This is a genomic window from Nonomuraea sp. NPDC050691 (assembly GCF_040654455.1).
Lineage (GTDB): Bacteria > Actinomycetota > Actinomycetes > Streptosporangiales > Streptosporangiaceae > Nonomuraea.
Genome location: NZ_JBFAIA010000047.1, coordinates 1 through 24,061 on the forward strand (window position 1 = coordinate 1; position 24,061 = coordinate 24,061).

Below are 24,061 nucleotides of genomic sequence, written 5' to 3' on the forward strand. Positions count from 1 at the left end.
GCTGACACCCTCACCACGAACGGGCGCGCGCACGTGGTGAGGCAGCGGAATGCCGTAAGATCCTCGAGGCCACGATGATCAGCGGCGGCCCGGCGGCTGCTGGCGCGGGGGCGCCTGGTGACGCTGACCGGGGCCGGCGGGGTCGGCAAGACCCGGCTGGCGATGCGGGTGGCGGAGGCGCTGCGGCCCGCGTACGACGACGGGGCGGAGATCATCGAGCTGTCCTCCCTTGAGGACCCGGAACTGCTCGCGCCGACCGTCGCGTCGGCGCTCGGCGTGCGCGACGCGGGACCGTCCCCCATGAGCGTGCTGATCGACTACCTGGCCGAACGGCGCATGCTGCTCGTCCTCGACAACTGCGAGCACCTTCTGGACGCGTGCGCGAAGCTCGTCGACGGGCTGCTGCGCGGCGCCGGCCGGCTGCGGGTCCTGGTCACCAGCAGGCAGACCCTCGGGTTGGCGGGCGAGCAGGTGTTCGTGGTGCCCTCGCTGTCCGTGCCGGATCCCGCCGCCGCCCCCCGTGACATCACGCGCAGCGAGTCCGTCCGCATGCTGGCCGACCGGGTGGCGCGGGTGCGTCCCGGCTTCACCCTGGACCGGACGGACGCCCGGGTGTTCGCCCGGCTCTGCCGCCGCCTCGGCGGCATCCCCCTCGCCATCGAGCTGGCGGCCGGACGGCTCGCGTCCATGCCGCTGGAGGAGCTGGAACGCCGGCTCGACGAGCGGTTCGAGATCCTCGACGCCGGTGCCGGCATCGGCGGCCCACCGCGCCACCAGACGATGCGCGCGGCCGTGGACTGGAGCTTCGACCTGTGTACGCGGGCCGAGCGGCGGCTGTGGTGGCGGCTGTCGATGTTCGCGGGCGGGGTGGAGGTGGACACGGCCGAGGAGGTCTGCCAGGGCGACGGCATCGAGCGGGAAGACGTGTTCGAGCTGCTGGCCGGCCTGGTGGACAAGTCCATCATGGTCGCCGACCAGCAGGACGACGGCGTCCGGTACCACATGCTCGACAGCATCCGCTCGTACGGCCGGGAGAAGCTGGCGGACAGCGGCGAGGAGGAGGCGCTGCGGCGGCGCTTCTGCGAGCACTACCGGAGCCTGGCCGCCGAGCGGCGGGTGGACCGGCTGGTGCCCGAGCAGCTCGCCCACTACCGTCTGCTGGCGGCGGAGCTGCCCAACATCCGCGTCGCCCTCGAACTGTCGTACTCCCGGCCGGAGGAGGCGGCCGGCGGGCTCGACATGGTGTCCGCGATGTGGGGCTACTGGATCCTCGCGGGCTCCATGACGGAGGGCCGCCACTGGCTGCAACGCGGGCTCGAACTCGTGCCCGCGGACTCGCGGGCCCGCCGGACCGGGCTGTGGGCGTCCGCGACGCTCGCCCTGTACCAGGGCGACCGCGCCGAGGCGGAAGGCATGCTGGAGGACGCCCAGCGGCTGGCGCGCGAGGCCGGCGACGACGAGACGCGGGCGTTCGCGACGCAGGTCTCCGCCATGGTCGCCTTCTCGGAGGGCGACGCCAGGAGCGGGATGGCCCTCATGGAGAAGGCCCGGGCCGGCCACGTCGACCGCGGCGACCTCAGCGCCCTGGGCATCAACCTGTACTACGACGCCTCGTTCAGCGTCGAGGAGGACCCCGAGCGCGCCGGTGAGCTGGCCCAGGAGTTCCTGACGCTGTGCGAGAAGCGGCGCGCCGAGCCCTCGCGTGGGTACGCGCTGTTCGTCGTCGGGGTCGCCGCCTGGCACCAGGGCCATCCGGATCGGGCGGAGGCGATGCTGAAGGAGGCGATGGCGATCAGGCGGACCATCAACGACAGGTGGGGACTCGCGGAATGCGTCGAGGTCCTGGCCTGGATCGCCGGCTGGTACGGCCGGTACGAGCGCGCCGCCCGCATGCTGGGGGTCGCCAACGCGCTCTGGCAGGCGATGGGCGCCTCGCCCGCCACGTACTGGCCGCACATACGCGACCACGAGAACTGTGTGGCGCGCGCCCGCGAGGCGCTGGGGCGGCGGGCGTACACGGCGGCCTTCCGCGGCGGGGAGCGGCTCGGGCTCGACCGGGCTATGCCGTACGTGCTCGAGCGCTGAGCCGCGCGGGCTGCTTGACCTTGCCGCTGGCGTCAGGGTTGCACGATGACCGGCATGGACAGCATCGCACCGCAGAGCAGCAGGATCGTCGCCGTCACCGGAGCCGGCACCGGGATCGGGCGGGCCACCGCCCGCGCGTTCGCGGCCGAGGGCGCGCACGTGTTCGCGATAGGACGGCGAGAGGAACCGCTCGAAGAGACCGCTACCGGGTACGGCCGGATCACGCCGCTGGCCGCCGACATCACCGCCGAGGGCGAGCCGCGACGGATCATCCAGGCCGTGCTGGAGACCTGCGGCCGGTTGGACGTCCTGGTCAACAACGCGGGCATCGTGCGCAGCGGCGCCCTTGACGCGCTGACGCCGGACATGATCGAGGCTCAGCTTGCCACCAATCTCGTCGCTCCCGTTCCCGTCGACGGCGGAGCGGTCGTGGCGTGATAGGAGTGGCCCGGGAGGTGGAACGGGTGCGGATCGGTGAGCTGGCCACGGCGACCGGGACGACAGCGCGGGCACTGCGGGTCGCGTTGGAGCGGCTGGCGGTGCTCAACGAACGCATCGCCGCCCAGACCGAGGCCCGCGACCGGCTGGAAGCCGCGCTCCGGGAGAAGACCGGCGACCGGATCCGCCCGGTCGCCTGACGGCCCGGGCGGGAGGCGTCACCGGGACGGCGCGATCTTGATCTTCGGGCAGTTCGTGCCGTTCGCCGGGGCGGTCCGCGTGAGCAGGTACCGGTCCACGTAACGGTCCACGCACGCCGAGCCCTTGCGGTAGGCGGTGTGGCCGTCGCCGTCGAACGTGAGCAGCACGCCGGACGAGAGCTGCGAGGCCAGCGCCTGCGCCCACTTGTACGGCGTGGCCGGGTCGCGCAGCGTGCCGATCACCAGGATGGGCGGCGCGCCGTCGGCCCGCATCGGCCGGGTCGACTGCCTGCGCTTGACCGGCCAGTAGTCGCACGGCGTGGTCCCGTTCTTCGGGTCGGCCCTGCGGGTGGCCGGGTGGTCCAGGCAGTTGACGGCCTCCTGCGCGGCGAAGCTGTTGGCGTACGTCCCGTCGGCCTTGCGCTCGTTGTACAGGTCCGCGAGCAGCAGCAGTCTCGTCCCGTCACCCTGGAACGCGTCGGCCAGCGCCTGGCGCAGCATGGGCCAGGCCGACTCGCTGTAGAGGGCCGACATGATCCCCGTGATCACGATCGACTCACTGACCTGCCTGCCGTCGTACTCGTTGCGCAGCGGGGCCCTGTCCACCCGCTTGAGCAGCGCCTCGAGCTTCTTGTTGGCCGCGCTCGGCCGGTGCGTCCGGAACGGGCAGTCGGCGCGCTTGAAGCAGTCGCGCAGGAACGACTCGAAGGCCACGCCGAAGCCGCCGGACTGGCCGGTGCCGACCTCGTCGCCGGTGCGGGTGGGGTCCATGGCGCCGTCGAGCACCAGGGCGCGCACCTTGCCGGGGAACAGGTCGGCGTACGTGGCGCCGAGGAAGGTGCCGTAGGAGTAGCCCACGTACGTCAGGCGCGACTCGCCGAGGGCGGCGCGCAGCACGTCCATGTCGCGGGCCGCGTCGCGGGTGCCGAGGTGGGGCAGCAGCCTGCCGGAACGGGCCTTGCACGCCTGGGCGAACTGCTTCTGGGCCAGGTCGAGGTTCCTGACCTCGTAGGCGGTGTCAGGCGTCCGGTCGATGGCGTAGTAGGAGTCGAGCTGGGCGTCGGTGAAGCAGCGCACTGGGGTGGAGGCTCCGACGCCCCGGGGGTCGAAGCCGACCAGGTCGAACCGGGCGCGGACGGCGGGGGAGAGGAAGGCGTCGGCGTTCCTGGCCGCCTCGACGCCCGACCCGCCGGGGCCGCCGGGGTTGATGACGACCGATCCGAGCCGTCTGCCGGTGGCGGGCAGGCGGATCATCGCGATGTCGATCCGGTCGCCGGCCGGCTTGGCGTAGTCGAGGGGCACCTTGAGCTTGGCGCACTGGTAGGCGCCGCCGCACGCGGTCCAGGCCGGCCGCTGGCCGTAGTACGCGGCGAGCGTGGCGGGAGCGCCGGCCGCCGCCTGGGCGTTCCGGGCAGTCTGGGCGACCTGGGCGGCCTGGGCGGGCTGCGCGGTGGCGGCCAGGGCCGCGATGAGCAGGCCGGCGAGTGCGGGTGTGATCACCCTCGGTAGGCGTCGCATGGTCGTGTCCTCATCTGGCGGCCGCGTCTGGGTTTTTTCGCCTGGTTGGCGCCTGATTATGAGGACGAACCGGTTGCGAAGGCCTTGACGGCCGCTGACCTGTGACAACAGTGAAAGTTGAGGCGTTTGCCCGGGTTATGGGAGAGTCTTACGCCTGCGGTGACCCGGGGTCCCGGGCGCCGGTGACGTTCCCGAGAGGTGATCCACGATCATGCGGAAGACGATCGCGCTGGCCGTCACGGCCGTGGCGCTGACCGGCTGCGGGGTGATTCCCGGTGGTCAGCAGAGCGGCGGTGGCGAGGGCAGACAGGCGCAGCAGACCACGGCGCGGACCGAGACCACCACCACCGCCCCCGCCACGCCCCAGCAGACCGAGGTGATCGCCACCCGCGAGGCCGCCGCGACCTCCGGCGGCATGAGCGGCAAAGCCCGGGTGGACATCACCGGCCTGCGGCGCCAGGGCAGGACCGCCACCCTCACCTGGACCGTCACCGCCCTCGACGGCAAGGTCAACATGCACAACGGCATGGGCACCGCCATCCTGGACATGACGGTGTCCGGCGTCTCGCTGATCGACCCGGTCAACGCCAAGCGCTACCGCGTGGCCCGCAACGGCACGGACGCCGACAGCCAGTGCGTCTGCTCCAGGACTCAGGGGCAGTTCCTGGAGAACGGCGCCACCGGCTCGTTCTACGCGGTCTTCGCGGCCCCGCCCGCGGACGTCACGAAGATCAACGTGGAGATGCCGATGATCGGCGTGCTCACCGATGTCCCGATTTCTTAGCGTCGCCTCCCTCGGCGTCGCCGCCGGGCTGCTGCTGCCGGCGACCCCTCTGTTCAGCCCCACCGCCCCGCCCGTCCCCGTCCCCTCGGACGCGTACGCGCCCGTGGAGGACCTCGTGCTGCCCGTCGAGGACATCATCGGCGAGGTCGAGTCGCTCGACGGCACCCGGAGCGAGACCAAGCAGGGCACCCAGGTCACGGTCGCGCTGACCAGCGACGTGCTGTTCGCCCTGGACAAGTGGGCGCTGACCGGCGCCGCGCGGAAGCGGCTGCAGGGCGTCGCCGAGCAGGTCAGGACCGAGGGCGCGGGCGGCGTCGTCAACGTGCGGGGGCACACGGACGACCAGGGCTCCGACGCGTACAACCTGCGTCTGTCCCAGCGTCGCGCCCAGGCCGTGGAGCAGGCGCTGCGCGGGCTGCTGGCGGGCGCGGGCGTCACGCTCCAGGCGCAGGGGTACGGCGAGAGCCGCCCCAAGCTGCCGAACATCGTCGAGGGCAAGCCCGTGGAGGGCAACCGGGCCAGGAACCGCCGCGTGGAGATCGTCTTCGACGCGCGCCAGTGAGCCGGGGCGCCGCGGTGGCCGGCCCCGGCCTCCTCGGTGGGCAGCCTGGTGAACCGCCCGGGGACGCCGTGGCCGCGCTCAGTCGCCGGGCAGCTCGCCCAGGGTGGCCGTGACGGTGGCCTGGCTGCCGTCCGAGCGGACGAGGCCGACCTTGACCTGGGCGCCGGGCTTGAGCGTGGTCAGCACCTCCGACAGGGCGGACATGGTCGGCGTCTCGGTGCCGTTGATCGAGACGACCACGTCGCCCGGCTGGATGCCCGCCTTCTGGGCGCCGCTGCCGTTCTCGACGCCGATCACCCCGACCCCGGCGGGCTGCCCGTCCTCGCCGACGACCGTGCTGCCCCGGATGCCGAGGGCGGCGCGGTGCGTGTTGGTGACCTTGCCGTTGCGGATGATCTGGACGGCGATGTCCGTGGCGGTGTTGCTGGGGATGGCGAAGCCGATGCCGGGCGCCGCGCCGCCCCCCAGGTTCGGGTCCGTGGCGGCGAGAGTCGGGATGCCGATGACCTGGCCGGACAGGTCCACCAGGGCGCCGCCGCTGTTGCCGGGGTTGATGGCGGCCGAGGTCTGGATCGCGTTGGCGATCGTCGCGCCGGGGGAGTCAGGGTCCTGCGGCTCGCTGACCGTACGGCCGAGGGCGGAGACGATGCCGTCCGTCACGCTGCCCGACAGGCCGAGCGGGTTGCCCATGGCCAGCACGAGCTGGCCGACGCGCAGCTTGGAGGAGTCGCCGAACCGGGCCGGCTTCAACCCCTTCGGGTCGTCCACCTTGATCACCGCGAGGTCGCCGGCGGGGAACGACTTGACCAGCCGGGCGGTGCGGGCGGTGCCGCCGGTGGCGAGGGTCACCTGCATCTGCGTGGCCTCGCCGACCACGTGCGCGTTGGTGAGGACGTGGCCCGCGGTGTCGTACACGATCCCGGAGCCGAGGCCCACCTTGGTGGTGATCTGCACGATCGACGGCAGGACCTCCTTGATGACCTGCTCGTACGCGGTCTCCAGCGCCTGGGGCGACGCCGGGGCGCCCGCGCCGGGCGGAGGACTGGTCGTCGCGGTGGCGCTGGGCGGGATGGCGGAAGGGGCGCCTGTGGAGGGCGTCGTGGGGCCGGCGGTGACGGCGGACGGGAGCGCCGCGCAGCCGGTCAGCAGGAAAGTCAGGGTGAATCCCGCGACGATCTTCCTCATGCGGTGGTACCTGCCCTGTGGGCGGTGAAAGATACGCCTTTGTGACGTTTGTCCTGTTCAAAGGTGTTGCGGGGATTTTGGGGATGTGTCGGGGTGTGTAGGTGGGGACTGGCGGTCGCAGAATAAAATTCTGGCCGGGACATGGCGGAAATATCCTGGTGTGAAGTGACGTAACCTCAAGGTCATGGCGGACGTCGGTGACCAGCAGCCCTCTCAAGATGCTCCCACGACCCCCTTCCGGAAGATCGTCGTGCCCGCGGACGAGACGGCCGGCCCCGTGGATGAGACGGTCAGGATCTCCCGGCCGCCCGTGCCCCGCCCGTCCGGCCCCCAGCCCACCTCGCCGTACGGCCCGCAGCCCCGTTCCGGCCCCCAGCCCACTCCCCAGCCTCGCTCCGGTCCCCAGGGCACCCCGCCGTACGGGTCGCAGCCGCGGTCCGGGCCGCAGGCCGCCTCGCCGTACGGCCCGGGGAGCGGCGCGGCGACCCGGGTGGGCTCCGGGCCGGGGTCCCCGGCGCAGCACTCGCCGAGGCAGCCCTACCCCATGCCGCCGACCCTTCCCCCGGCGCCGCCCAAGTCGGGCCTGATCAGCCGCATCGGCGACGTCCCCATCCGGGTCGTCTACCTCCTCGGCGCGATCATCGCCACCATCGCGGCCGTGATCCTCATCTTCACCCTCTTCTCCGGCGACGTGCCCAAGAACCAGCAGCCGCAGGGCGGCTCGATCCCGCCCCCGCCCGCCGCCGCGGAGCCGACGGCCGCGGTCCCGTCGGCCGCGAACTCGGCAGCGGACTCGGCCACGCCGTCGCCGACCGCGGTGGCGTTGCCGTCCGTGCCCGCGGCCAAGGAGTACGCCGTGCTGCCCGGCACGGCCTCGGTCGTGATCGGCCTGGTGGACGACCAGAAGGCCGGCCTGTCGTACCCGCGTCTCGGCTCGCCGTGGAAGACGGCCACGGCCGCGCCGTTCACGGTGGCGCAGCGCGCCGGCAAGGCGGGCGCACAGGGCACCCCGGGCGCGCTGATCGGCTCGGCGCCGCTGCCGGGCGCGGCCCCCGCGACCCCGCCGTCGAAGGAGTCGGACTACCGCAAGCTGGCCGCGCGCGCCGCGAAGTGGGCGCTCGGCGCCCAGTATCCGGCCGGCGCCACCCTGAGCTGGACGGGCTCCGAGCGGGCCGCCCTGGGCCAGGGCTGGACGCTCGCCTTCAAGGTCACCTACGAGACGGACGGCGGGCCGCAGGTGGCCCAGGCCCTCGTCTCGGTCGTGAACTCGGGCCGGGCGAAGCCCGCCATGCTGTTCGCCTCGATCCCGGAGAGCGGCAAGTCCCGCTGGCGTGACCTGAACACCCTGGCCGACCGGATCGCTCCCGCCTAGACGGGCAGGCCCTGAGCGGGGCCGGCGGTCAGAGGGTGATGTCCTCGCCCTGTTCGAGGGCGGCGACCTCGTAGGTCTCGCCGGAGGTGGCGTCCAGGAATCGGGACAGCTCGCCGGGCTGGGTGGTGTAGAAGCCGTCGAGGTGGAACCCGTCGTAGTGGATCGGCACCACGATCCTCGCTCCCAGCAGGCGCGCGGCCACGGCCGCCTGGCCGGCGTCGAGCGAGGCCGGGTAGGGGCTCGGGGGCTGACAGTGCGGGAAGCACACGGTGGGCCCGTTGATGGGAGTGAGCACCGCGTCGAACGGCCCGAACCGGTGGGCGGCGCGCCACCAGTAGCCGTGGAACATGCTGTCGCCCAGGTGCAGCACCCGTTTGCCGCCGGCTTCGACGGCCCAGGACACCTGCGGGTCGCCGAGAGTGTCGACGGCTGGGACGGCCGCGATCGTGAAGGGGCCGATCGTGATGGACTCCCACGGCTCCATCGGGCGCCGGGACAGGTTCCGTTCGTCGAGTTCGCGGTCGGCCTTGAGCGTCCAGAGGTTCTCGTGGTCGTCGCCGCCGAAGGACGCGGGGTGCAGCACCCGGCCGTCGGGGCGGAGCGCGTCGGCCAGTGCCGCGGCGTCGGTGTGGTCCCGGTGCAGGTGCGTGCACAGCCCGGCGATCACGTCCCCCTCGGTGCGCGGCCGGACGACCTTCGGCATGGGCGCCGACAGCGGGGTGTCCTCCAGCACGCCTTCCGGGCGGCCGAGCAGGTCGATCACCACGCTCTGGCCCTGTGCCTCCAGCTCCACCCCGGCCCAGCCCAGCCATCGAACGCGCATCTTCGGACTCCTTTGGCGTACGACCGTTCGTTGCGAGTGGTTAGCGTACGATCGTTTGCTAAACTCGTCAATCATGAGAAGATCCGCCGAGGCGGCCCGGCAGACCCGCGACCGGATCGTCGCCACCGGCGTCACGAAAGCCTCCACCGACGGCCTCGACGCGCTGACCATCGGCTCCCTGGCTCAAGCCCTCGGCATGAGCAAGGCGGGCGTCGTCGGCCCCTTCGGCTCCCGCGCCGACCTGCAACTCGCCGTTCTCGGCAAGGCGGCCGACATGTTCATTGCGGCCGTGGTGGCGCCGAGCGAGAAGGCGGAGCCGGGCCTGCGACGTCTGCGGGCGGTCATCGGCCTGTGGTGCGGCTACCTGGACGGCGGCCCGTTCCCCAACGGCTGCTTCGTCACCGCCGCGTCCTGTGAGCTGGATGGCCGGCCGGGCGAGTTGCGGAGCTTCCTCCTCGGCGTCGTGGCCCGATGGCGGGCCTTCCTCCGCGAGCAGGTCGTGATCGCTCAGGCCGCGGGCGACATCGCGACGACACTGGACGCGGACGACCTCGTGACGACTCTGACCGGGATCGCGATGGCCGCCAATCAGGAGATTCAGCTGCTCGGCGACCCCGCCGCGCCGGCCCGCGCCCGGCGTCTCATGCTGGCCGCCATCGCCGGGTGAAGGCGAGTCCGGACTTGTTCCCTTAGCCCCAGAAGCATCCTCTAGAATATGGTTCTGGCATGACCGGGACCTCGGCTGGAGGATGAGCGATGGCGATCGGGTTGAACGAGGAGCACGAGGCGCTCCGCGAGTCGGTGAGCGGCTGGGCCGAGCGGAACATCCCCGCCGAGCTGCCGCGAACCGTGACGGACGAGCGGCCCTCGTTCTGGTCGGGACTCGCCGAGCAGGGGCTGCTGGGGCTGCACCTGCCCGAGGAGGCCGGCGGTTCCGGTTACGGGCTGCTGGAGGCCGCGGTGGCCGTCGAGGCGCTGGCCGAGCGGCTGGCGCCGGGGCCGTACGTGCCGACCGTGCTCGCGAGCGCGGTGGTGCACGCCTCCAAGCGCCATGACCTGCTCCCCGACCTCGCCGACGGCACGCTCACGGGCGCCGTGGCGCTGACCGGCCCGGCATTCGGGAACGCGGGCGGGCTGACGGGGACGCTCGCCGGCGACGGGTCGCTGGTGGTCTCGGGCTCCGTCGAGCCGGTGCTGGGCGGGGCGTCCGCGGACGTGCTGGTGCTGCCCGTGTCGGCTGACGGCGGCGAGGTGTGGATCGCGCTCGACGCCGCCGCCGCGGCCGTCACCCCGCTGAAGTCCCTGGACCTCACCCGGTCGTCGGCGAAGGTCGAGCTGGCGGAGGTGGCCGTGCCCGCCGGGCGGGTGCTGGAGGGCGTCGAGGGTCTCGACGTGCGCAACCTGGCCGCCGTCCTGCTCGGCGCCGAGGCCGCGGGCCTGGCCGCGTGGTGCGTGCGCGCCGCCTCCGACTACGCCAAGGTACGCGTCCAGTTCGGCCGCCCGATCGGCCAGTTCCAGGGCATCAAGCACAAGCTGTCGCGGATGCTCGTGGCGCTGGAGCAGGCCCGCGCGACCGTCTGGGACGCCACCCGCGCCGAGGGCGCCGAGCTGGAGTACGCCGCCGCGATCGCCGGGGTGATGGCCCCCGACGCGGCCGTGCGGTGCGCCCAGGACGCCATCCAGACGTTCGGCGGCATCGGCTACACCTTCGAGCACGACGCCCACCTCTACTACCGGCGCGCGCTGACGCTGCGCGCGCTCCTCGGCCCGTCGGCCGGCTGGGCCGCCGCCGTCACCGACCTGGCCCTGCGCGGCGTGTCGCGGGAGATGGAGATCGACCTGCCGGAGGACGCCGAGGAACTGCGCGAGTCCATCCGCGCAGAGATCGCCGAGATCAAGGCGCTGGAGGGCGCGGAGCAGAAGCGGGCGCTGGCCGCGCGCGGCTTCGTCATGCCGCACCTGCCCAAGCCGTGGGGCCGCGCCGCCTCGCCCCTGGAGCAGGTGCTGATCGCGCAGGAGCTGAAGGCCGCCCGGGTACGCCTCCCCGCCATGATCATCGGTGCGTGGGTGGTGCCGTCGATCGTCTCGTACGGCACGCCGGAGCAGCAGGAGCGCTTCCTGCCCAAGACGCTCAGCGGCGAGATGATCTGGTGCCAGCTCTTCTCCGAGCCCGGCGCGGGCTCCGACCTGGCGTCGCTGCAGATGAAGGCGGAGCAGGTCGAGGGCGGCTGGCGGCTCAACGGCCAGAAGATCTGGACCTCGGTCGCGCACGTCGCCGAGTGGGGCATCTGCATCGCCCGCAACTCCTCGGCCGGCTCCAAGCACGAGGGCATCACGTACTTCCTCGTCGACATGAAGGCGCCCGGCGTGACCGTCCGGCCGCTGACCGAGATGACCGGCGAGAACCTGTTCAACGAGGTGTTCCTCGACGACGTCTTCGTGCCCGACGACCTGGTGGTCGGCGCGGTGGGCGACGGCTGGCGGGTGGCGCGCAACACGCTGTCCAACGAGCGCGTCTCGCTCTCCTCCGGCTCGGGCGGCACCGGGGCGTCGGTGCCCGACCTGCTGGGACTGGCCGGCCGGCTCGGGCGGGAGCTGACCCCGGCCGAGGCGCACCAGGTGGCCGAGGTGATCTGCGAGGGCCACTCGATCAACGCGCTGTCGCTGCGGGTCACGCTCAAGCAGCTGGCCGGCTCCGAGCCGGGCGCCGACGCGTCGGTGCGCAAGCTGCTGTCCACCGCCCACGCCCAGCACGTGTCGGAGACCGCGGTCTCGCTGCTCGGCCCGGCGGCGGTGGTGGCGGCCGACATGTCGCTCGGCGACGCCGGCTACTGGAACCGGGCGGTGCTCGCCACGCGCGCCATGACCATCTACGGCGGGACGACGGAGGTTCAGCTCAACATCATCGGCGAGCGCATGCTCGGCCTGCCCCGGGACCCGGAGCCCGGCCGCTGACCGCGGGGGCCGCGTAGAGGTGGGGGCCGGCCACCGATCGACCGGCCCCCTACGGGGGACTCACGGGCTGACCGGCTGGAGCGGGGTCGGGGTGCCGTTCGCGGCGGGGCGCGGAACGCCCAGCCTGATCTCGCCCACGCACACCGTACGGCCGTCGAGCGAGCGGATGACCACGTCGGCCCCGCCGCCCTTGACCGTGGCGAACGTCCAGCCGAAGTCCTTGCCCGCCGGCACCGTCGTCACCGGCCCCCCGAGCCGCACCGCGATCGTGGACGGCGTGGGGTTGAGGTAGCCGACCTGCACGGTCCACTCGCCGTCCGGCAGGGCCGCGGGCAGCCTGAAGCGCTTCTCCTTGGCGGAGACCGGCGTGCAGCCGCCGCGCTGGGGGATCGTCATGCCCTGGATGTCCACCGGGCGCAGGCGGCCGGCGTCGTCGAAGGCCAGCGGGTTGGCGACGGGACCGGTGAGCCGCCGCGTCCAGGTCACCGGGTTGGGCGCGACGGGGCCCAGCACCCGGGAGGCCAGCGCGTAGTCGCGGAAGAACAGCGGCAGCACGACCCTCGCGGGCACGTGCGCGTCCAGGATGACCGCGTTGATCGGGGCGCGGGCGAGCGCCGCGCGGCCCGTCGCGACGTAGCTCTTCACGTGCTCGCCGAGCGGCATCCGCGTGTACGCGACGGCCGACCAGACCGAGCCGGCGGCGAACGCGGCGGCCACCGGCACCCACGCGTACCGCAGGGCGGCGCGTACCCGTGGCAGCCGGCGCGGTCCCGGGGCGGGGCGCCGCCAGGGGGCGCGCTCCCCGAGCACCGGGATGAACGCGAGACCGATCACGACGGCCAGCACCATCGCGGTCGAGGAGACGTACCGCAGCTCCTGCCCGCCGAGGTCGGGGCCGAGCTGCACGATGCGCCCGATCATGACGGGCACCACGTCGGCCAGCACGAAGTAGCCGAGCAGCATCAGCCAGGCCAGCCAGGCCCGCCTGCGGTACCACAGCGACACGCCGACCGCGAGGGCCGCGACGCCGAGGGCGGCCCAGGTGAGCGCCTGGGGGGCGGCGGCGATGGCGTAGTCCTCGCTGATCGGGTACCACTGCCACGGTCCGCCGAGGGCTCCCGGCACCAGGGAGGCGGACAGCAGCTTCCACGCGAAGCTCGCGGCCACGCCCGGGTCCGGGAACGCCGGCCGTACCGTGTCGTTGGTGAGCTGCACGGAGGTGAAGAGCTGCCGGAAGAACACCACCGCGTAGCCGGCGACGACGGCGAGATGGAGCAGCCACGCGCCGGCGCGGCGGCGGGCCCGGGGGAACCAGCCGACCGTCAGAGCGAACGCCAGCACGAGGATGAACGGCGCCTTGACGAAGAACACCATGGCGAACACCGCCCAGCCGGCCACCGCCAGCGCGTGCCGGAAGCGCCCGGTGCGGGCGTGGTGGACCTGCGAGCTCAGCGCCATGGCCAGCGCGATCTGGAACGGCAGCGTCTCGATGACCACGGCCCACCACGACAGCGACGAGACCGTCAGCGGCGTCAGCAGGTAGAACCCGAGCGGCACGAGGATCGCCGGCCGCGTGCCGAACAGCAGCCGCAGCAGCCGCAGCAGCGCGAACGCCGCGGCGGCCAGCAGGCCCAGCGTGACGAGGTGGGCGAGCACGTCGTTGTAGACGCCGAGCCGCCCCATCGCCCAGTGGATCGCGAACGGCCCCGGCATCAGGTGCCCGTAGTCCACCCGCATGAGGTAGTCCCACGTCAGGTCGTGCTCCAGGCCACGGGCGATGAAGGTGAAGTCGTCCTGGCGGAAGTACGTCCGGCGGACGAAGTCGAACCGCCAGACGAGCTGGACGGCGATCATGGCGATGGCCGCGGCCAGCACGATGTCGCCGTGCTGCCTCGGGCGTGCTTCCGCCTCGTCCTGTCTGGGGCGGGCTGTCGCCGCCTCCTCGCTCGTCACCCCGTCCTCCCGCTGGAGCGGTCCCCCCGGTTCCCCGCTGCGAAGCGTATCCACGCGGGGATTGAGGGGGAATGCCCGTTGTGTGGTTGTGATGTCATAGCGGGATGTCCCGGACCCCGGCCGCCGCCCTGCTCGGCCTCGTGCTGGGCTGCCTCGCGCTCGGGCCCGCCCTGGGGCGGGGGTTCGTGCTGGCGCAGGACATGGTGTTCGTGCCGGACCCGGAGTTCTCGCGCTTCACGTTCGGGTTGTCGGGCGGCGCGCCGCGGGTGGTGCCGAGCGACGCGGTGGTCACGGCCCTGTCTGCCGTGCTGCCCGGGGAGCTGGTGCAGAAGGCGATCCTGCTGCTGGTGTTCATGCTCGGATGCTCGGGGGCGGCGCGGCTGGTGCCGTCGGACGGGCTCGGGCCGGGGCTCGTGGCCGGGGCCTGCTACGTGTGGAACCCGTACGTGGCCGAGCGGCTGCTGATGGGGCAGTGGGCGCTGCTGCTGGGGTACGCGGGGCTGCCGTGGGCGGTGGCCGCGGCGTCGTCCCCGGCCCTGTCGGCGAGGCAGTTCGCGGCGGCGGTGCTGCCCGCGGCGGTGGGCGGCTTCGCGGCCATGACGGTCACGGCGCTGACGGCCCTTCCCGTCGCGCCGGCCTGGCGGCGGGTGCGGCGAGTCTGCGTGGTGGCCCTGGTGCTGGCGGTGTTCAGCCTGCCGTGGCTGGTGCCCGCGCTGCTGCGGCCCGCCGCGGTGACGGGCGACGGGGTCGGGGTGGAGGCGTTCGCGGCGCGGGCGGACGGGCCGTTCGGCGCGGTGGGGAGCCTGCTGTCGCTGGGCGGGATCTGGAACGCGTACGCGGTTCCGGCCGGGTACGGCTCGCCGGTGGGGGCGGCGGCCCGGCTGCTGCTCGCCCTGGCCGGTGTGGCGGGCTTCGCGGCCTTCGCCGGTTTCTCCTGGCGACGACGGGTGGTGCTCCGGGAGGCGGGCGCGGACCGGGGGCGGGCCGTAGAGGGGCGGTCCGCAGAGGGGCGGTCCGCAGAGGGGCGGGCCGGGCGAGGGGACGGGCTGCCCTGGCGGTGGGGGCTGGCGGTGGCGGCCGTCGCCGGGTTCGGGGTCGCGTGTCTGGGTGTGACCGCTCCGGGCCGGGCCGTGCTCACCTGGCTGATCCACCTCTGGGGCGGGTTCGCGGTGTTCCGGGACGCCCAGCAGTTCGTCGCGCCCCTCGCGCTGCTGGAGGCCGCCGGCCTGGGGCTGGCCGCCGCCGCGGCGTCCCGGGCGCTCGCCGGAGGCGGCCGGTGGGTCGCTGCCCTGGTGGCGGTGCCCCTCGCCGTACTGCCCACGATGGCGTGGGGCGGGGCGGGGGCGCTGCGGGCCGTGGCGTACCCGGTGAGCTGGACGGCCGCCCGCGAGCTGGTCCGGGGCGATCCGGAGCCGGGCGACGTGCTCGTCCTGCCGTTCGAGTCGTACCGGCGCTTCCCCTGGAACGGCGGGCGTCCGGTGCTGGACCCGGCGCAGCGCTTCTTCGGCGGCCGGGGCCGCGAGGTGGTCGCCAACGACACCGTGCGCGTCGGCCACCTGATCGTTCCCAGCGAGGACGACCGGGCGCAAATGGTAGAACGCGTACTAGAAGCGCCCTCGCGAAGCCTTGCGGGAGCGGGGTTCCGGTACGTCGTCGTGGACGCGGGGACCCCGGCCGAGCGCCGCGACTTCGACCTCCGGCTGCGGGGGGCGGAGCTGGTCGTGGACACTCCTGAGCTGCGGCTGTATCGTTTCGGCGGGCCGATTGCTCAAGGTTCGTCCGAATAGGTCCTTTGATCAGTGGCTTTATTAAGATTTCGTTTAGCTACTTCCGAGTAGCGAGAATTGGTTCTAGGTTGGTGACGGTCCCCCCCAAGTGCCCGCGCCCCAGGAGGAACCCCCCAGTGATTAAGATCCTCTTAGCAGCGATCATCGGCGTCGCCGTGGCCGCCCTCGTCGCGACCGTCACGACGGTGTCCTTCACCGGCGCCACCGCGACGCCCGTGAACCAGCCGCTCTACAACTACGGCGACCGGTAGTCACCACCGTCATGCCGCCCTCCCGCCAAGGGGACGAGAGGACGAGCCGACCACCACTGCTCGAGATCGTCATTCCTGCCTACAACGAGGAAGGACGACTCCCCGGGGGGCTCCTGCAGCTGTGCGCGAAGCTTGCCCGCATGCCGTTCCCGACCGCCGTCATCGTCGTCGACAACAACAGCACGGACTCCACCGCTGAGATCGTCAGGACCTGGCCGCGGGGAAAGGTCCCGGTCCGGTTGACCCGGTGCGAGATCCCCGGCAAGGGGGCCGCCGTCCGCGCCGGCCTGCTTCGGACCCGCGCTCCGTTCGTCGGGTTCCTGGACGCGGACATGGCCACCGACCTGCGCGCCATCGACGTCGCCTTCGGCCTGCTGCTCTCCGGTGAGCGGGTGGTCGTGGGCTCACGCGCCCACGCCTTCTCCGACGTGGAGAACCGGCACAGCCGGGTGCGCGAGCTGGGCGCCGTCGGCTTCCGCGCCATGGCCAGCGTGCTGGTGCGCGGGGTGAGCGACACCCAGTGCGGCTTCAAGTTCTTCGACGGCGCGCTCGCCCGCGAGGTCGCCCCGCGACTGCGCACGCCCGGCTTCGCCTTCGACGTCGAGCTGCTCGCCCGATGCGCCGAGCGGGGCGCGAGCGTGCTGGAGATCCCCGTGCAGTGGCGCGACATGCCCGGCTCGCGCTTCTCGCCGGCCCGGCACAGCGCCGGCATCCTGCTGGAGCTCGGCCGGATCTGGCTGACACTGCGCACGGAGCCGCGCGCGGCGGCCGCCCCCGCCTGGGAGCCGCCGCTCGACCCCGTCGGATATCCGTGAACATCGCCGTCGTCAACTGGCGCGATCCGTGGCATCCGGCCGCCGGAGGCGCCGAGACCTACGCGTGGGAGATGGCCCGCCGCCTCGCGGCGGCGGGCCACCGCGTTCACTTCGTGACCGCGCGCGCCCCCGGTCAACGCGCCGGCGAGGAGATCGACGGGGTACGGCTGGCCCGCATGGGCGGGCCGTTCTCCGTCTACGCCCGGGTACTGGCCTGGCTGCTGTTCCGCCGGTCGTGGTTCGACGTGGTGCTCGACTGCCAGAACGGCATCCCGTTCTTCACGCCGTGGGTGCTGCCCCGCCGTACCGGCGTGATCTGCGTGGTCCACCACGTCCACGACCGGCAGTTCGGTGTCCATCTGCCGCGCTGGCTCGCCGCGTTCGGCCGCTTCCTGGAGGGGCCGGTCTCCCGCTGGACCTACCGCCGGCACCGGAGCGTGGCCGTGTCGCCGTCCACCGTGGAAGCCATGCGCGAGCGGCTCGGCTGGACCGGGCCCATCCACATCATCCCCAACGGCGTGAGCGTCGGCGCGCCCGCCGAGATCCGCAAGAGCGCCGCCCCCCGGCTCGTCTGCGTCGGCCGGCTCGTCGCGCACAAGCGCGTGGACCTGCTCCTCGACGCCGTGGCCGAGCTGAGGGAGCGCTGGCCCGGCCTCACCGTGGACGTCGTCGGGCGGGGCCCCGAGGAGGCGCGCCTGCGCGCCCGGCTGCCGGAGGGCGTCACCATGCACGGATACCTGTCCGAAGCGGACAAGGAACGGCTCATCGCCTCCGCCTGGCTCCAGGTCAACGCCTCCCAGGGCGAGGGCTGGGGGCTGTGCGTGCTGGAGGCCGCCGCACTCGGCGTCCCGACCGTCGCCTTCGACGTGGACGGGCTACGCGACGCCGTACGGCACGAAGAGACCGGCTGGCTGCTGCCCGAGGGCACCGACCTGGCCAAGGGCGTCTCCGCCGCGCTCGACGAGCTGGCGGGGGGCCGGAGCGACGACTACGCGGCCCGCTGCCGGACGTGGGCCGACCGGTTCTCGTGGCAGAGCAGCGCGGAGCGCATGGCCGAGCTGATGCGCGGCCGTCCCGCGCCCGCCCCGGGGTGGGCCGCCCCGGCGCCCCTGAGGGAGGAGCGGTGGTGACCGACAAGGCCCGGCACCGGCTGTGGCTGGTGCTCTGCTGTCTCGGCTTCGCCGTGCTGTCGTTCACCACCAGGCCCGGCAGCGTCATCGGCGACACCAAGATCGACCTGGCGCTCAACCCGCTCGGCTGGCTGGAGCGCGCCGCCCACCTGTGGGACCTCCAGCACTTCGGCCAGCTCCAGAACCAGGCCGCCGGCTACCTCTTCCCCATGGGCCCCTTCTTCGCCCTCGGCGAGCTGGCCGGCGTCGAGCCGTGGGTGACGCAGCGGCTCTGGCTGACGCTGCTGCTCAGCGTGGCGTTCCTCGGCGTGGAGCGGCTGACGCGGCAGCTCGGCATCGGCACGCCCGGCACCAGGATCGCCGGCGCCCTGGCGTACGCGCTGGCCCCGCGCGCGCTGTCCATCCTCGGCGAGATCTCGATCGAGTGGCTGCCCGCCGCGATGCTGCCGTGGATCCTCATCCCGCTGCTCACCGCGTCGGAGACCGGCCAGCGGGCCCGCGGCGCGATCCGCTCGGCGCTGGCCGTGGCGCTGTGCGGCGGCGTGAACGCCGTCGCCGTGCTCGCCGTCCTCGTCGCCCCCGTCGTGTACATCCTGACCCGGCCGAGACCGGTGCCGCGCTGGCGGATGTTCGGCTGGTGGGCGGGCGCGGTCACGGTGGCCACGCTGTTCTGGTGGGCGCCGCTGCTGCTCGTCGGCCGGTACGCGTTCTCGTTCCTGCCCTACACCGAGACCGCGTCCACGACGACGCAGGTCACGTCGCTGACGAACGTGCTGCGCGGCACCTCCGACTGGGTGCGCTTCCTGACCGTCAACGGGGTGGACCAGCAGCCCCCGGGCTACGCCATCGCCACCTCGGCCGCGATGGTCGTGGTCACCGGCGTGCTGGCCGCGCTCGGCCTGGCCGGGCTGGTGCGGCGCGACCTGCCCGCCCGCGGCTTCGTGATCACGCTGTTCCTCGTGGGCGTCACCACGCTGGTCGCCGGGCACACGAGCGCGCTGGAGCCGATCGTCGCCGAGCCGGTGCGCTGGCTGCTCGACGGGCCGCTCGCGCCGCTGCGCAACCTGCGCAAGTTCGACCCGCTGGTACGGCTGCCGATGGCGTTCGGCCTGGCCCACCTCCTCGCGGTCACCCATCGGCGGGCCCGCGCCGCGCGGCCCACCGCCGGACTGCCGCCGGCCGCCCGCCTGCGGGCCAACGTCCGGCTGCCGGTGCGCGTGATCGCCCTGGCCGCCCTCGCCGGGCTCGTGCTCCCGGTCTTCAACCAGGGGCTCGCCATGCCGGGCTCGTTCAAGGAGGTGCCGCTCTACTGGCGGCAGGCCGCGGCCTGGGTCAACGAGAACGCCGGGGACGACGGCGTGCTGATCGTGCCCGGGGCCAAGTTCGGCGAGTACCTGTGGGGCCGGCCGGTGGACGACCCCATGCAGCCGCTGTTCAAGGCCCGCTGGACCACCCGCCAGGTCACGGCCGCCGGCTCGGTCGGCCTGACCCGGCTGCTCGACGCCGTCGACCAGCGCCTCACCTCCGGCGAGGGCTCGGCGGGCCTCACCGAGGTGTTGCGCCGCCTCGGCGTCCACTACCTGCTCGTCCGCAACGACCTGATGCGCGCCAACCTCCAGGGAGCCTGGCCTTCCCGCATCCAGGAGGCGCTGCGCGAGTCGCCCGGCATCAGCCGCGTCCGCGCGTTCGGCGGCGAGGTGGGCGACGGCTTCACCGACGACGCGGTCGACTCCGTCGACTGGCCTGCTCCCGCCCTGGAGCTGTACGAGGTGGCGGGCGGCTCGGACCTGGTCGGCGTGGAGCCCGCGGGCGACGCGGTGCGCGTGCGCGGCGGCCCCGACTCGCTGCTCACGATGGGCGACCTCGGGCTGCTCGGCACCGGCCCGGTGCTGGTCAACGACGACGCGAGCACGTACGAGGTGCCGACCGTGGTGAGCGACGCGCTGCGGCTGCGCGAACGGCAGTTCGGCGAGATCCGGACGAACTGGACGCCCACGCTGACCGCCGACCGGCGCGCCGACTTCGCCGGCGTGCGCGCGCTCGACCTGCTGGAGAAGGGCTGGCTGGAGGAGACGGCGACCGCCGAGTACGACGGCATCTCCGCCATCACCGCCTCCTCCTCGGTGGCCGACGCCGACGCCATCTCCGGGCTGAGCACCCCCGGACGCGGCCCGTGGGCGGCCATGGACGGCGACTTCGAGACCGGCTGGGAGAGCGGCGGCTGGCACCGGCCGCAGGGCGAGTGGCTGCGCGTCGACCTGCCCCAGCCCCGCGAGATCCCGGACTTCAAGGTCACCTTCACCAACAACGTGCTGCTCGGCCAGTCGATCAGGCGGGTGGCCGTGGAGAGCGAGGGCGGGCGGCTGGTCCAGGACGTCCGGCAGACCAACGAGCCGCAGACGCTGCACGCCCCGCCCGGGGCGACGACCTGGCTGCGGATCACGATCCTCGCCACGTACAACAGCGACTGGAGCTTCGTGCAGCGGGTCGGCATCACCGAGATGACGATCCCCGGCGTGCTGCCCGGCCGCACGATCAGGCTGCCCGGCCGGAGCGGCGACGCGTACGTGATGGACCGCGGGCTCGACGCGCGCCCGCAGTGCATGCGCAACCGCGACCGGTGGGTGTGCAACCCGCTGCTCGCCCGGCCGGGGGAGGAGGGCGCCGGGTTCGACCGCACGTTCACGGCCGAGCGCCGGCACGCCGCCACCCTCCAGGGCACCGCGATCCTGCGCGACTCCACGCTCGTCGACCGCTACAGCCGCCTCAGCGACGACCTCACCCGCGTCCAGGGCACCTCGCAGGTCAGCAAGGACCCCGTGGTGGCGCCGAGGTCGGCGTTCGACGCCGACGCCGCGACCACCTGGGTGCCCTCGCCCAGCGACGCCGAGCCCACGCTCACCCTGCGCTGGAACGGCAAGAAGACGATCTCCCGCCTCCAGGTCGCCCGGCCCGGCGGCGACAAGCAGCCGCTCGACCTGATCGTCGTCGGCGACCGGGGCGTGGTGCGCAGCGGCCGCGTGGACGCCGGAGGCGTCATCAGGTTCAAGCCGATCACCACGACGCAGCTCAAGCTGCGCTTCTTCCCCGTGTCGCGGCGCCTCCAGGTGACCGAGCTGATCATCCCCGGGGTCAGCCCGGCCAGCCGGCCCGCGGGCATCCCGTTCCGGCTGCCCTGCGGCCAGGGCCCCGAGCTGCGGGTGAACGGCAAGGTCGTGCAGACCCGGGTCACCGGCACCTACGCCGACCTGCTGGAGGAGCGGCCCGTCCGCTTCACCGGCTGCGGCAGGGTGACGCTGTCGGCGGGCGACAACCGGGTGCGGGCCGCGGGCTGGGACCCGTTCGCCGTCAACGGCCTGGTGGTCGGCGCGCTGCCCGAGCAGCCGCTCCAGGTCGAGGGCGCCGCGGCTACCGGCACGTGGACGCAGTCCGAGCGCGAGGTGCGGGTGATGGCGCCCAAGGACTCCTTCCTCGTGGTCAACGAGAACTACAACGCCGGCTGGCGGGCGAGCATCGACGGCCAGACGCTGCGGCCGGTCCGCATCGACGGCTGGAAGCAGGCGTGGGAGCTGCCCGCGGGGACCTCGGGGACCGTCCGGCTGGAGTACGGGCCCGACCGGCCGTACTGGCTGGCCCTCGCGGTCGGGCTCGGCGGCATCGCCCTGCTCGCGCTGCTCGCCCTGGTGATGCGCGGCCCGCGCCCCGAGCACGTGCTGGAGACCGCCGCGGCCTCGCGCTCGCGGCCGGCGGGCTGGCGCATGCCCTACGCGATCGCCGCGGGCATGGCGTTCGGCGCCTGGGTGGCGGGCTGGTCCGGCATGCTCGTGGTGCTCGTCTCCGTCGTCGCCGTCCTGTGGGCCCCGGCCCGGCGGGCGCTGCCCCGGTGGCTCGCCCCGCACTGGGCCGCGGCGCTGCTGTTCTGCCTCGCGACCGCGTCGCTGGCCGCCGCCATGGCGCTGCGCGACTACGGCGCGGACGTGGACGTGCTCGCCGACCACGTCCCGCAGCTCGTCGCCTGCGCCGCCATGGGCGTGCTGTTCGCCCGGCTCGTCAGCCCACCGGCTCCGCCCGGCGCTCCGCCGGAGCTTCCGGCGGAGGAGCCGATGCTGACAGGCGCCCGGTCAGCTTGAGCGCCCGCTCCTCGATGAGGTGGTAGCTGGCCACGCTCACGAGGAGCGAGCCGACGAACGTCAGGATCGCCACCTTGACGAAGTCGCCGCTGAACGGCTGGCTGTCGGTCACCTTGTAGTACAGGGTGATCACCGGCGCGTGCCAGAGGAAGAAGCTGTAGGAGATCCGGCCCAGGTACGCGGTGACCGGGTTGCCGAGCACCCGGTGCCGCAGCGAGTCGCGCCGGGCCGCCAGCGCGAACGGCGCGACGACCAGCACGGCCACCGTGGCCTCCAGGACCATCCGCCAGATCGACTGCGACAGGCTCGGCAGGTCGAGCGTGCGCGGGCCGGCCACCTCGGTGCTCAGCACCACGTACAGCAGCAGCGCGAGGACGAGGAGCTGCGGCGCGAGCGCGTCGACGACCCGGCTCTCCTTGATCCACACCGAGAGCACGGCCATGGCCATGCCGGCGCCGAAGTAGATGAGGTGGTGCGGCAGCCAGAGCGCGAGCTGCGGCTGGTCGAAGACGTGCGCCGCGACCGCGCTGCCGATCGAGACCAGCGGGAGCACGGCGATGCCGCCGAGCAGCCGGACCGGCCGGTTGCCGCGCCTGGCCCAGTGGTGCAGCAGCCAGGCCAGCAGCGGCAGCGCCAGGTAGAAGGCCATCTCGATCGGCATCGTCCACATCTGGTAGAGGCCGTCGGGGGCGCGGGTCTGCTCGGTGTAGTTCTGGAGCAGGAGCAGCCACTTGACCCAGCCGCCGGCGTCCAGCGAGCTCCACGCGAGCAGCGCGACCGTCGTCACCACCCAGTACGCGGGCATGACGCGCAGCACGCGGCGCCACAGGTAGCCGCCGGCGCGGGGCGCGGGGGTGTCCTCCAGCACGGCACGCGCCCAGGGACGGTACAGCAGCAGGCCGGACAGCAGGAAGAAGATCGGGACCGCGATGCCCAGCCGGGTCGTCATCCAGGCGAACATCCCGTCGCGGTACATCACGCCGGTGTTGCCGGCCACGTGCAGCACCCACACGCCGAGGGCGGCCAAGGCGCGGATGCCGTCGAGGGCGGTGTCGCGCCGGGCGGGGGCGTCGAGCGGCGCCACGCGCAGCTCGCCGGGCGGCCCGGGCGGCGCCCCCTCCTCCCCGGCGGTCGCAGCCGGCCCGGCGGGCTCGTTGCGGGCGGTCTCCTCCCGGGGGGCAGCTTCCTCCTTGCGGGCGGCCTCCTTGGGGGCGGCCTTGTCGCGCGGGGCCTCGCCGGGAGGGGGCTTCTCGGGGGACGGGGCGGATGCCGTCGTCACGGACGCTTTCTCAGGACCAGGACCAGATTCCACGTGGCGAACTCCCTGACGATCGGGACCTTGAGCATCGGGCGGTACCACCAGGGCAGGTAGCGGGGGAACGCGTCGACGAGCTCGACCCGCCGGTCTCCGCGGGCCCAGCGCAGGCCGTGGGCGACGGAGACGGGGTAGAGGCTCCGGCCAAAGTGGTTTTTGGGCGGCTTGCCGTACTTTTCCTGATATTTCTGGGCGGCGCGGTGTCCGCCCAGGTAGTGCCAGGGCGAGGTCTCGTGACCGCCCCAGGGGGAGAGCCAGTTGGTGTAGGCGAGGAAGACCAGACCGCCGGGCCGGGTCACCCTGACCATCTCGGAGGCCATCCGCCACGGCTCCGGCACGTGCTCCAGCACGTTGGAGGAGAAGCAGACGTCCACCGAGGAGTCGCGCAGCGGCAGGTCCAGCGCGCTGCCCAGCACGCCGCCGCTGGGCGCGCCCTGGCCGGCCAGCTCACCCGCGTCCACGTCCACGCAGACGCAGCGGGCGCCGTGGCGGCGGAACTCCGAGGCGAAGAAGCCGGGGCCGCCGCCCACGTCGAGCACGAGCCGGTCGCGCAGGTCCACGTACCGGCGCAGGAGCCCGGACGTGTCGGCCGCGAGCGTCGTGTAGTAGCCCTGCTGGTCGCCCTGCTCGGTGCGGAACGCCCGGAAGAGCCGGATGGACCGCGCCAAGTCGGCGCGCATGGGCATATTTCCCGCTTTCATAGGGAGAACCACGATAGAACCTGTTTCTATCAATTTGATTGCGGCTCCGTACCGGCC

At 73.3% G+C, this 24,061-nt stretch carries 19 protein-coding genes; 13 read left to right on the top strand and 6 right to left on the bottom strand.

Translation table 11 applies throughout. The features are described from left to right. The first annotated feature begins 117 nt into the window (after positions 1-117). Genes AB0H81_RS19210 through AB0H81_RS19220 form a run of 3 tightly spaced genes read left to right on the top strand, consistent with a single transcriptional unit; the run spans position 118 to position 2,723 of the window. Entirely contained in the window at positions 118-2,085 is a 1,968-nt protein-coding gene (locus AB0H81_RS19210) for an AAA family ATPase (RefSeq protein ID WP_358376060.1), read from the top strand. A 54-nt stretch (positions 2,086-2,139) separates the two neighbouring features. Then, positions 2,140-2,523, top strand: coding sequence for an SDR family oxidoreductase (locus tag AB0H81_RS19215; protein WP_358376062.1), 384 nt, complete (start codon positions 2,140-2,142; stop codon positions 2,521-2,523). 26 nt (positions 2,524-2,549) lie between these two features. After that, positions 2,550-2,723, top strand: coding sequence for a hypothetical protein (locus tag AB0H81_RS19220; protein WP_358376063.1), 174 nt, complete (start codon positions 2,550-2,552; stop codon positions 2,721-2,723). Between the two features lie 18 nt (positions 2,724-2,741). Here AB0H81_RS19220 and AB0H81_RS19225 read toward each other — a convergent pair whose 3' ends face one another. Next, positions 2,742-4,241 carry an alpha/beta hydrolase gene (locus AB0H81_RS19225; RefSeq protein WP_358376065.1) on the bottom strand — a complete coding sequence of 500 codons (1,500 nt, stop codon included), beginning with the start codon at positions 4,239-4,241 and terminating at the stop codon, positions 2,742-2,744. Between the two features lie 211 nt (positions 4,242-4,452). Here AB0H81_RS19225 and AB0H81_RS19230 point away from each other — a divergent pair, with 211 nt between their 5' ends. Beyond that, positions 4,453-5,025: a hypothetical protein gene (locus AB0H81_RS19230; RefSeq protein ID WP_358376067.1), complete on the top strand. Its 573-nt coding sequence runs from the start codon at positions 4,453-4,455 to the stop codon at positions 5,023-5,025. Continuing rightward, positions 5,009-5,587 carry an OmpA family protein gene (locus AB0H81_RS19235; protein WP_358376068.1) on the top strand — a complete coding sequence of 193 codons (579 nt, stop codon included), beginning with the start codon at positions 5,009-5,011 and terminating at the stop codon, positions 5,585-5,587. Before AB0H81_RS19230 ends, AB0H81_RS19235 begins: the two co-directional genes overlap by 17 nt. Positions 5,588-5,665: 78 nt before the next feature. Here the strand turns inward: AB0H81_RS19235 and AB0H81_RS19240 are convergent, their stop codons facing one another. Next, on the bottom strand, positions 5,666-6,772 hold the full coding sequence (locus tag AB0H81_RS19240) for a trypsin-like peptidase domain-containing protein (protein ID WP_358376070.1): 1,107 nt from the start codon (positions 6,770-6,772) through the stop codon (positions 5,666-5,668). Positions 6,773-6,956: 184 nt separating this feature from the next. Here AB0H81_RS19240 and AB0H81_RS19245 point away from each other — a divergent pair, with 184 nt between their 5' ends. Then, entirely contained in the window at positions 6,957-8,144 is a 1,188-nt protein-coding gene (locus AB0H81_RS19245) for a hypothetical protein (RefSeq protein WP_358376072.1), read from the top strand. A 28-nt stretch (positions 8,145-8,172) separates the two neighbouring features. Here the strand turns inward: AB0H81_RS19245 and AB0H81_RS19250 are convergent, their stop codons facing one another. Continuing rightward, positions 8,173-8,967 carry an MBL fold metallo-hydrolase gene (locus AB0H81_RS19250; protein WP_358376074.1) on the bottom strand — a complete coding sequence of 265 codons (795 nt, stop codon included), beginning with the start codon at positions 8,965-8,967 and terminating at the stop codon, positions 8,173-8,175. A 73-nt stretch (positions 8,968-9,040) separates the two neighbouring features. Between AB0H81_RS19250 and AB0H81_RS19255 the strand changes: the two genes are divergently transcribed. Both AB0H81_RS19255 and AB0H81_RS19260 read left to right on the top strand, forming a co-directional pair. After that, positions 9,041-9,634 (top strand): TetR/AcrR family transcriptional regulator, encoded by a 594-nt coding sequence (locus AB0H81_RS19255; protein ID WP_358376076.1) that lies wholly within the window; start codon positions 9,041-9,043, stop codon positions 9,632-9,634. 89 nt (positions 9,635-9,723) lie between these two features. Beyond that, positions 9,724-11,922 carry an acyl-CoA dehydrogenase gene (locus AB0H81_RS19260; protein WP_358376078.1) on the top strand — a complete coding sequence of 733 codons (2,199 nt, stop codon included), beginning with the start codon at positions 9,724-9,726 and terminating at the stop codon, positions 11,920-11,922. Positions 11,923-11,982: 60 nt separating this feature from the next. Here AB0H81_RS19260 and AB0H81_RS19265 read toward each other — a convergent pair whose 3' ends face one another. Further along, entirely contained in the window at positions 11,983-13,875 is a 1,893-nt protein-coding gene (locus tag AB0H81_RS19265) for a hypothetical protein (protein ID WP_358376080.1), read from the bottom strand. Between the two features lie 104 nt (positions 13,876-13,979). Between AB0H81_RS19265 and AB0H81_RS19270 the strand changes: the two genes are divergently transcribed. The 5 genes from AB0H81_RS19270 to AB0H81_RS19290 all read left to right on the top strand — a co-directional run bounded on the left by AB0H81_RS19270 (position 13,980) and on the right by AB0H81_RS19290 (position 21,988). Next, positions 13,980-15,662, top strand: a complete 1,683-nt coding sequence (locus AB0H81_RS19270; protein WP_358376081.1) for a hypothetical protein — start codon at positions 13,980-13,982, stop codon at positions 15,660-15,662. 116 nt (positions 15,663-15,778) lie between these two features. Further along, positions 15,779-15,913 (top strand): hypothetical protein, encoded by a 135-nt coding sequence (locus tag AB0H81_RS19275; protein WP_281394582.1) that lies wholly within the window; start codon positions 15,779-15,781, stop codon positions 15,911-15,913. A gap of 11 nt (positions 15,914-15,924) precedes the next feature. After that, complete coding sequence (locus AB0H81_RS19280; RefSeq protein WP_358376083.1) at positions 15,925-16,728, top strand: glycosyltransferase; 804 nt, start codon at positions 15,925-15,927, stop codon at positions 16,726-16,728. Next, on the top strand, positions 16,725-17,858 hold the full coding sequence (locus tag AB0H81_RS19285; protein ID WP_358376084.1) for a glycosyltransferase family 4 protein: 1,134 nt from the start codon (positions 16,725-16,727) through the stop codon (positions 17,856-17,858). The genes AB0H81_RS19280 and AB0H81_RS19285 overlap by 4 nt, the downstream gene beginning before the upstream one ends. Continuing rightward, complete coding sequence (locus AB0H81_RS19290) at positions 17,855-21,988, top strand: alpha-(1->3)-arabinofuranosyltransferase family protein (protein ID WP_358376086.1); 4,134 nt, start codon at positions 17,855-17,857, stop codon at positions 21,986-21,988. Before AB0H81_RS19285 ends, AB0H81_RS19290 begins: the two co-directional genes overlap by 4 nt. Here the strand turns inward: AB0H81_RS19290 and AB0H81_RS19295 are convergent. Together AB0H81_RS19295 and AB0H81_RS19300 are read right to left on the bottom strand one after the other, a co-directional pair. Then, complete coding sequence (locus AB0H81_RS19295) at positions 21,909-23,267, bottom strand: acyltransferase family protein (RefSeq protein WP_358376088.1); 1,359 nt, start codon at positions 23,265-23,267, stop codon at positions 21,909-21,911. The two genes, AB0H81_RS19290 and AB0H81_RS19295, sit on opposite strands and share 80 nt — an antisense overlap. Beyond that, positions 23,264-23,989 (bottom strand): class I SAM-dependent methyltransferase, encoded by a 726-nt coding sequence (locus AB0H81_RS19300; RefSeq protein ID WP_358376130.1) that lies wholly within the window; start codon positions 23,987-23,989, stop codon positions 23,264-23,266. Before AB0H81_RS19300 ends, AB0H81_RS19295 begins: the two co-directional genes overlap by 4 nt. Between the last annotated feature and the right edge of the window lie 72 nt (positions 23,990-24,061).

Excerpts from the sequence above, each read along its gene's own strand:
- AB0H81_RS19255 (WP_358376076.1), top strand. The coding sequence starts at position 9,041 with ATGAGAAGATCCGCCGAGGCGGCCCGGCAGACCCGCGACCGGATCGTC.
- AB0H81_RS19280 (WP_358376083.1), top strand. The coding sequence starts at position 15,925 with ATGCCGCCCTCCCGCCAAGGGGACGAGAGGACGAGCCGACCACCACTG.
- AB0H81_RS19240 (WP_358376070.1), bottom strand. The coding sequence starts at position 6,772 with ATGAGGAAGATCGTCGCGGGATTCACCCTGACTTTCCTGCTGACCGGC.
- AB0H81_RS19225 (WP_358376065.1), bottom strand. The coding sequence starts at position 4,241 with ATGCGACGCCTACCGAGGGTGATCACACCCGCACTCGCCGGCCTGCTC.
- AB0H81_RS19245 (WP_358376072.1), top strand. The coding sequence starts at position 6,957 with ATGGCGGACGTCGGTGACCAGCAGCCCTCTCAAGATGCTCCCACGACC.
- AB0H81_RS19270 (WP_358376081.1), top strand. The coding sequence starts at position 13,980 with ATGTCCCGGACCCCGGCCGCCGCCCTGCTCGGCCTCGTGCTGGGCTGC.
- AB0H81_RS19215 (WP_358376062.1), top strand. The coding sequence starts at position 2,140 with ATGGACAGCATCGCACCGCAGAGCAGCAGGATCGTCGCCGTCACCGGA.
- AB0H81_RS19250 (WP_358376074.1), bottom strand. The coding sequence starts at position 8,967 with ATGCGCGTTCGATGGCTGGGCTGGGCCGGGGTGGAGCTGGAGGCACAG.
- AB0H81_RS19300 (WP_358376130.1), bottom strand. The coding sequence starts at position 23,989 with ATGCCCATGCGCGCCGACTTGGCGCGGTCCATCCGGCTCTTCCGGGCG.
- AB0H81_RS19230 (WP_358376067.1), top strand. The coding sequence starts at position 4,453 with ATGCGGAAGACGATCGCGCTGGCCGTCACGGCCGTGGCGCTGACCGGC.
- AB0H81_RS19235 (WP_358376068.1), top strand. The coding sequence starts at position 5,009 with ATGTCCCGATTTCTTAGCGTCGCCTCCCTCGGCGTCGCCGCCGGGCTG.
- AB0H81_RS19260 (WP_358376078.1), top strand. The coding sequence starts at position 9,724 with ATGGCGATCGGGTTGAACGAGGAGCACGAGGCGCTCCGCGAGTCGGTG.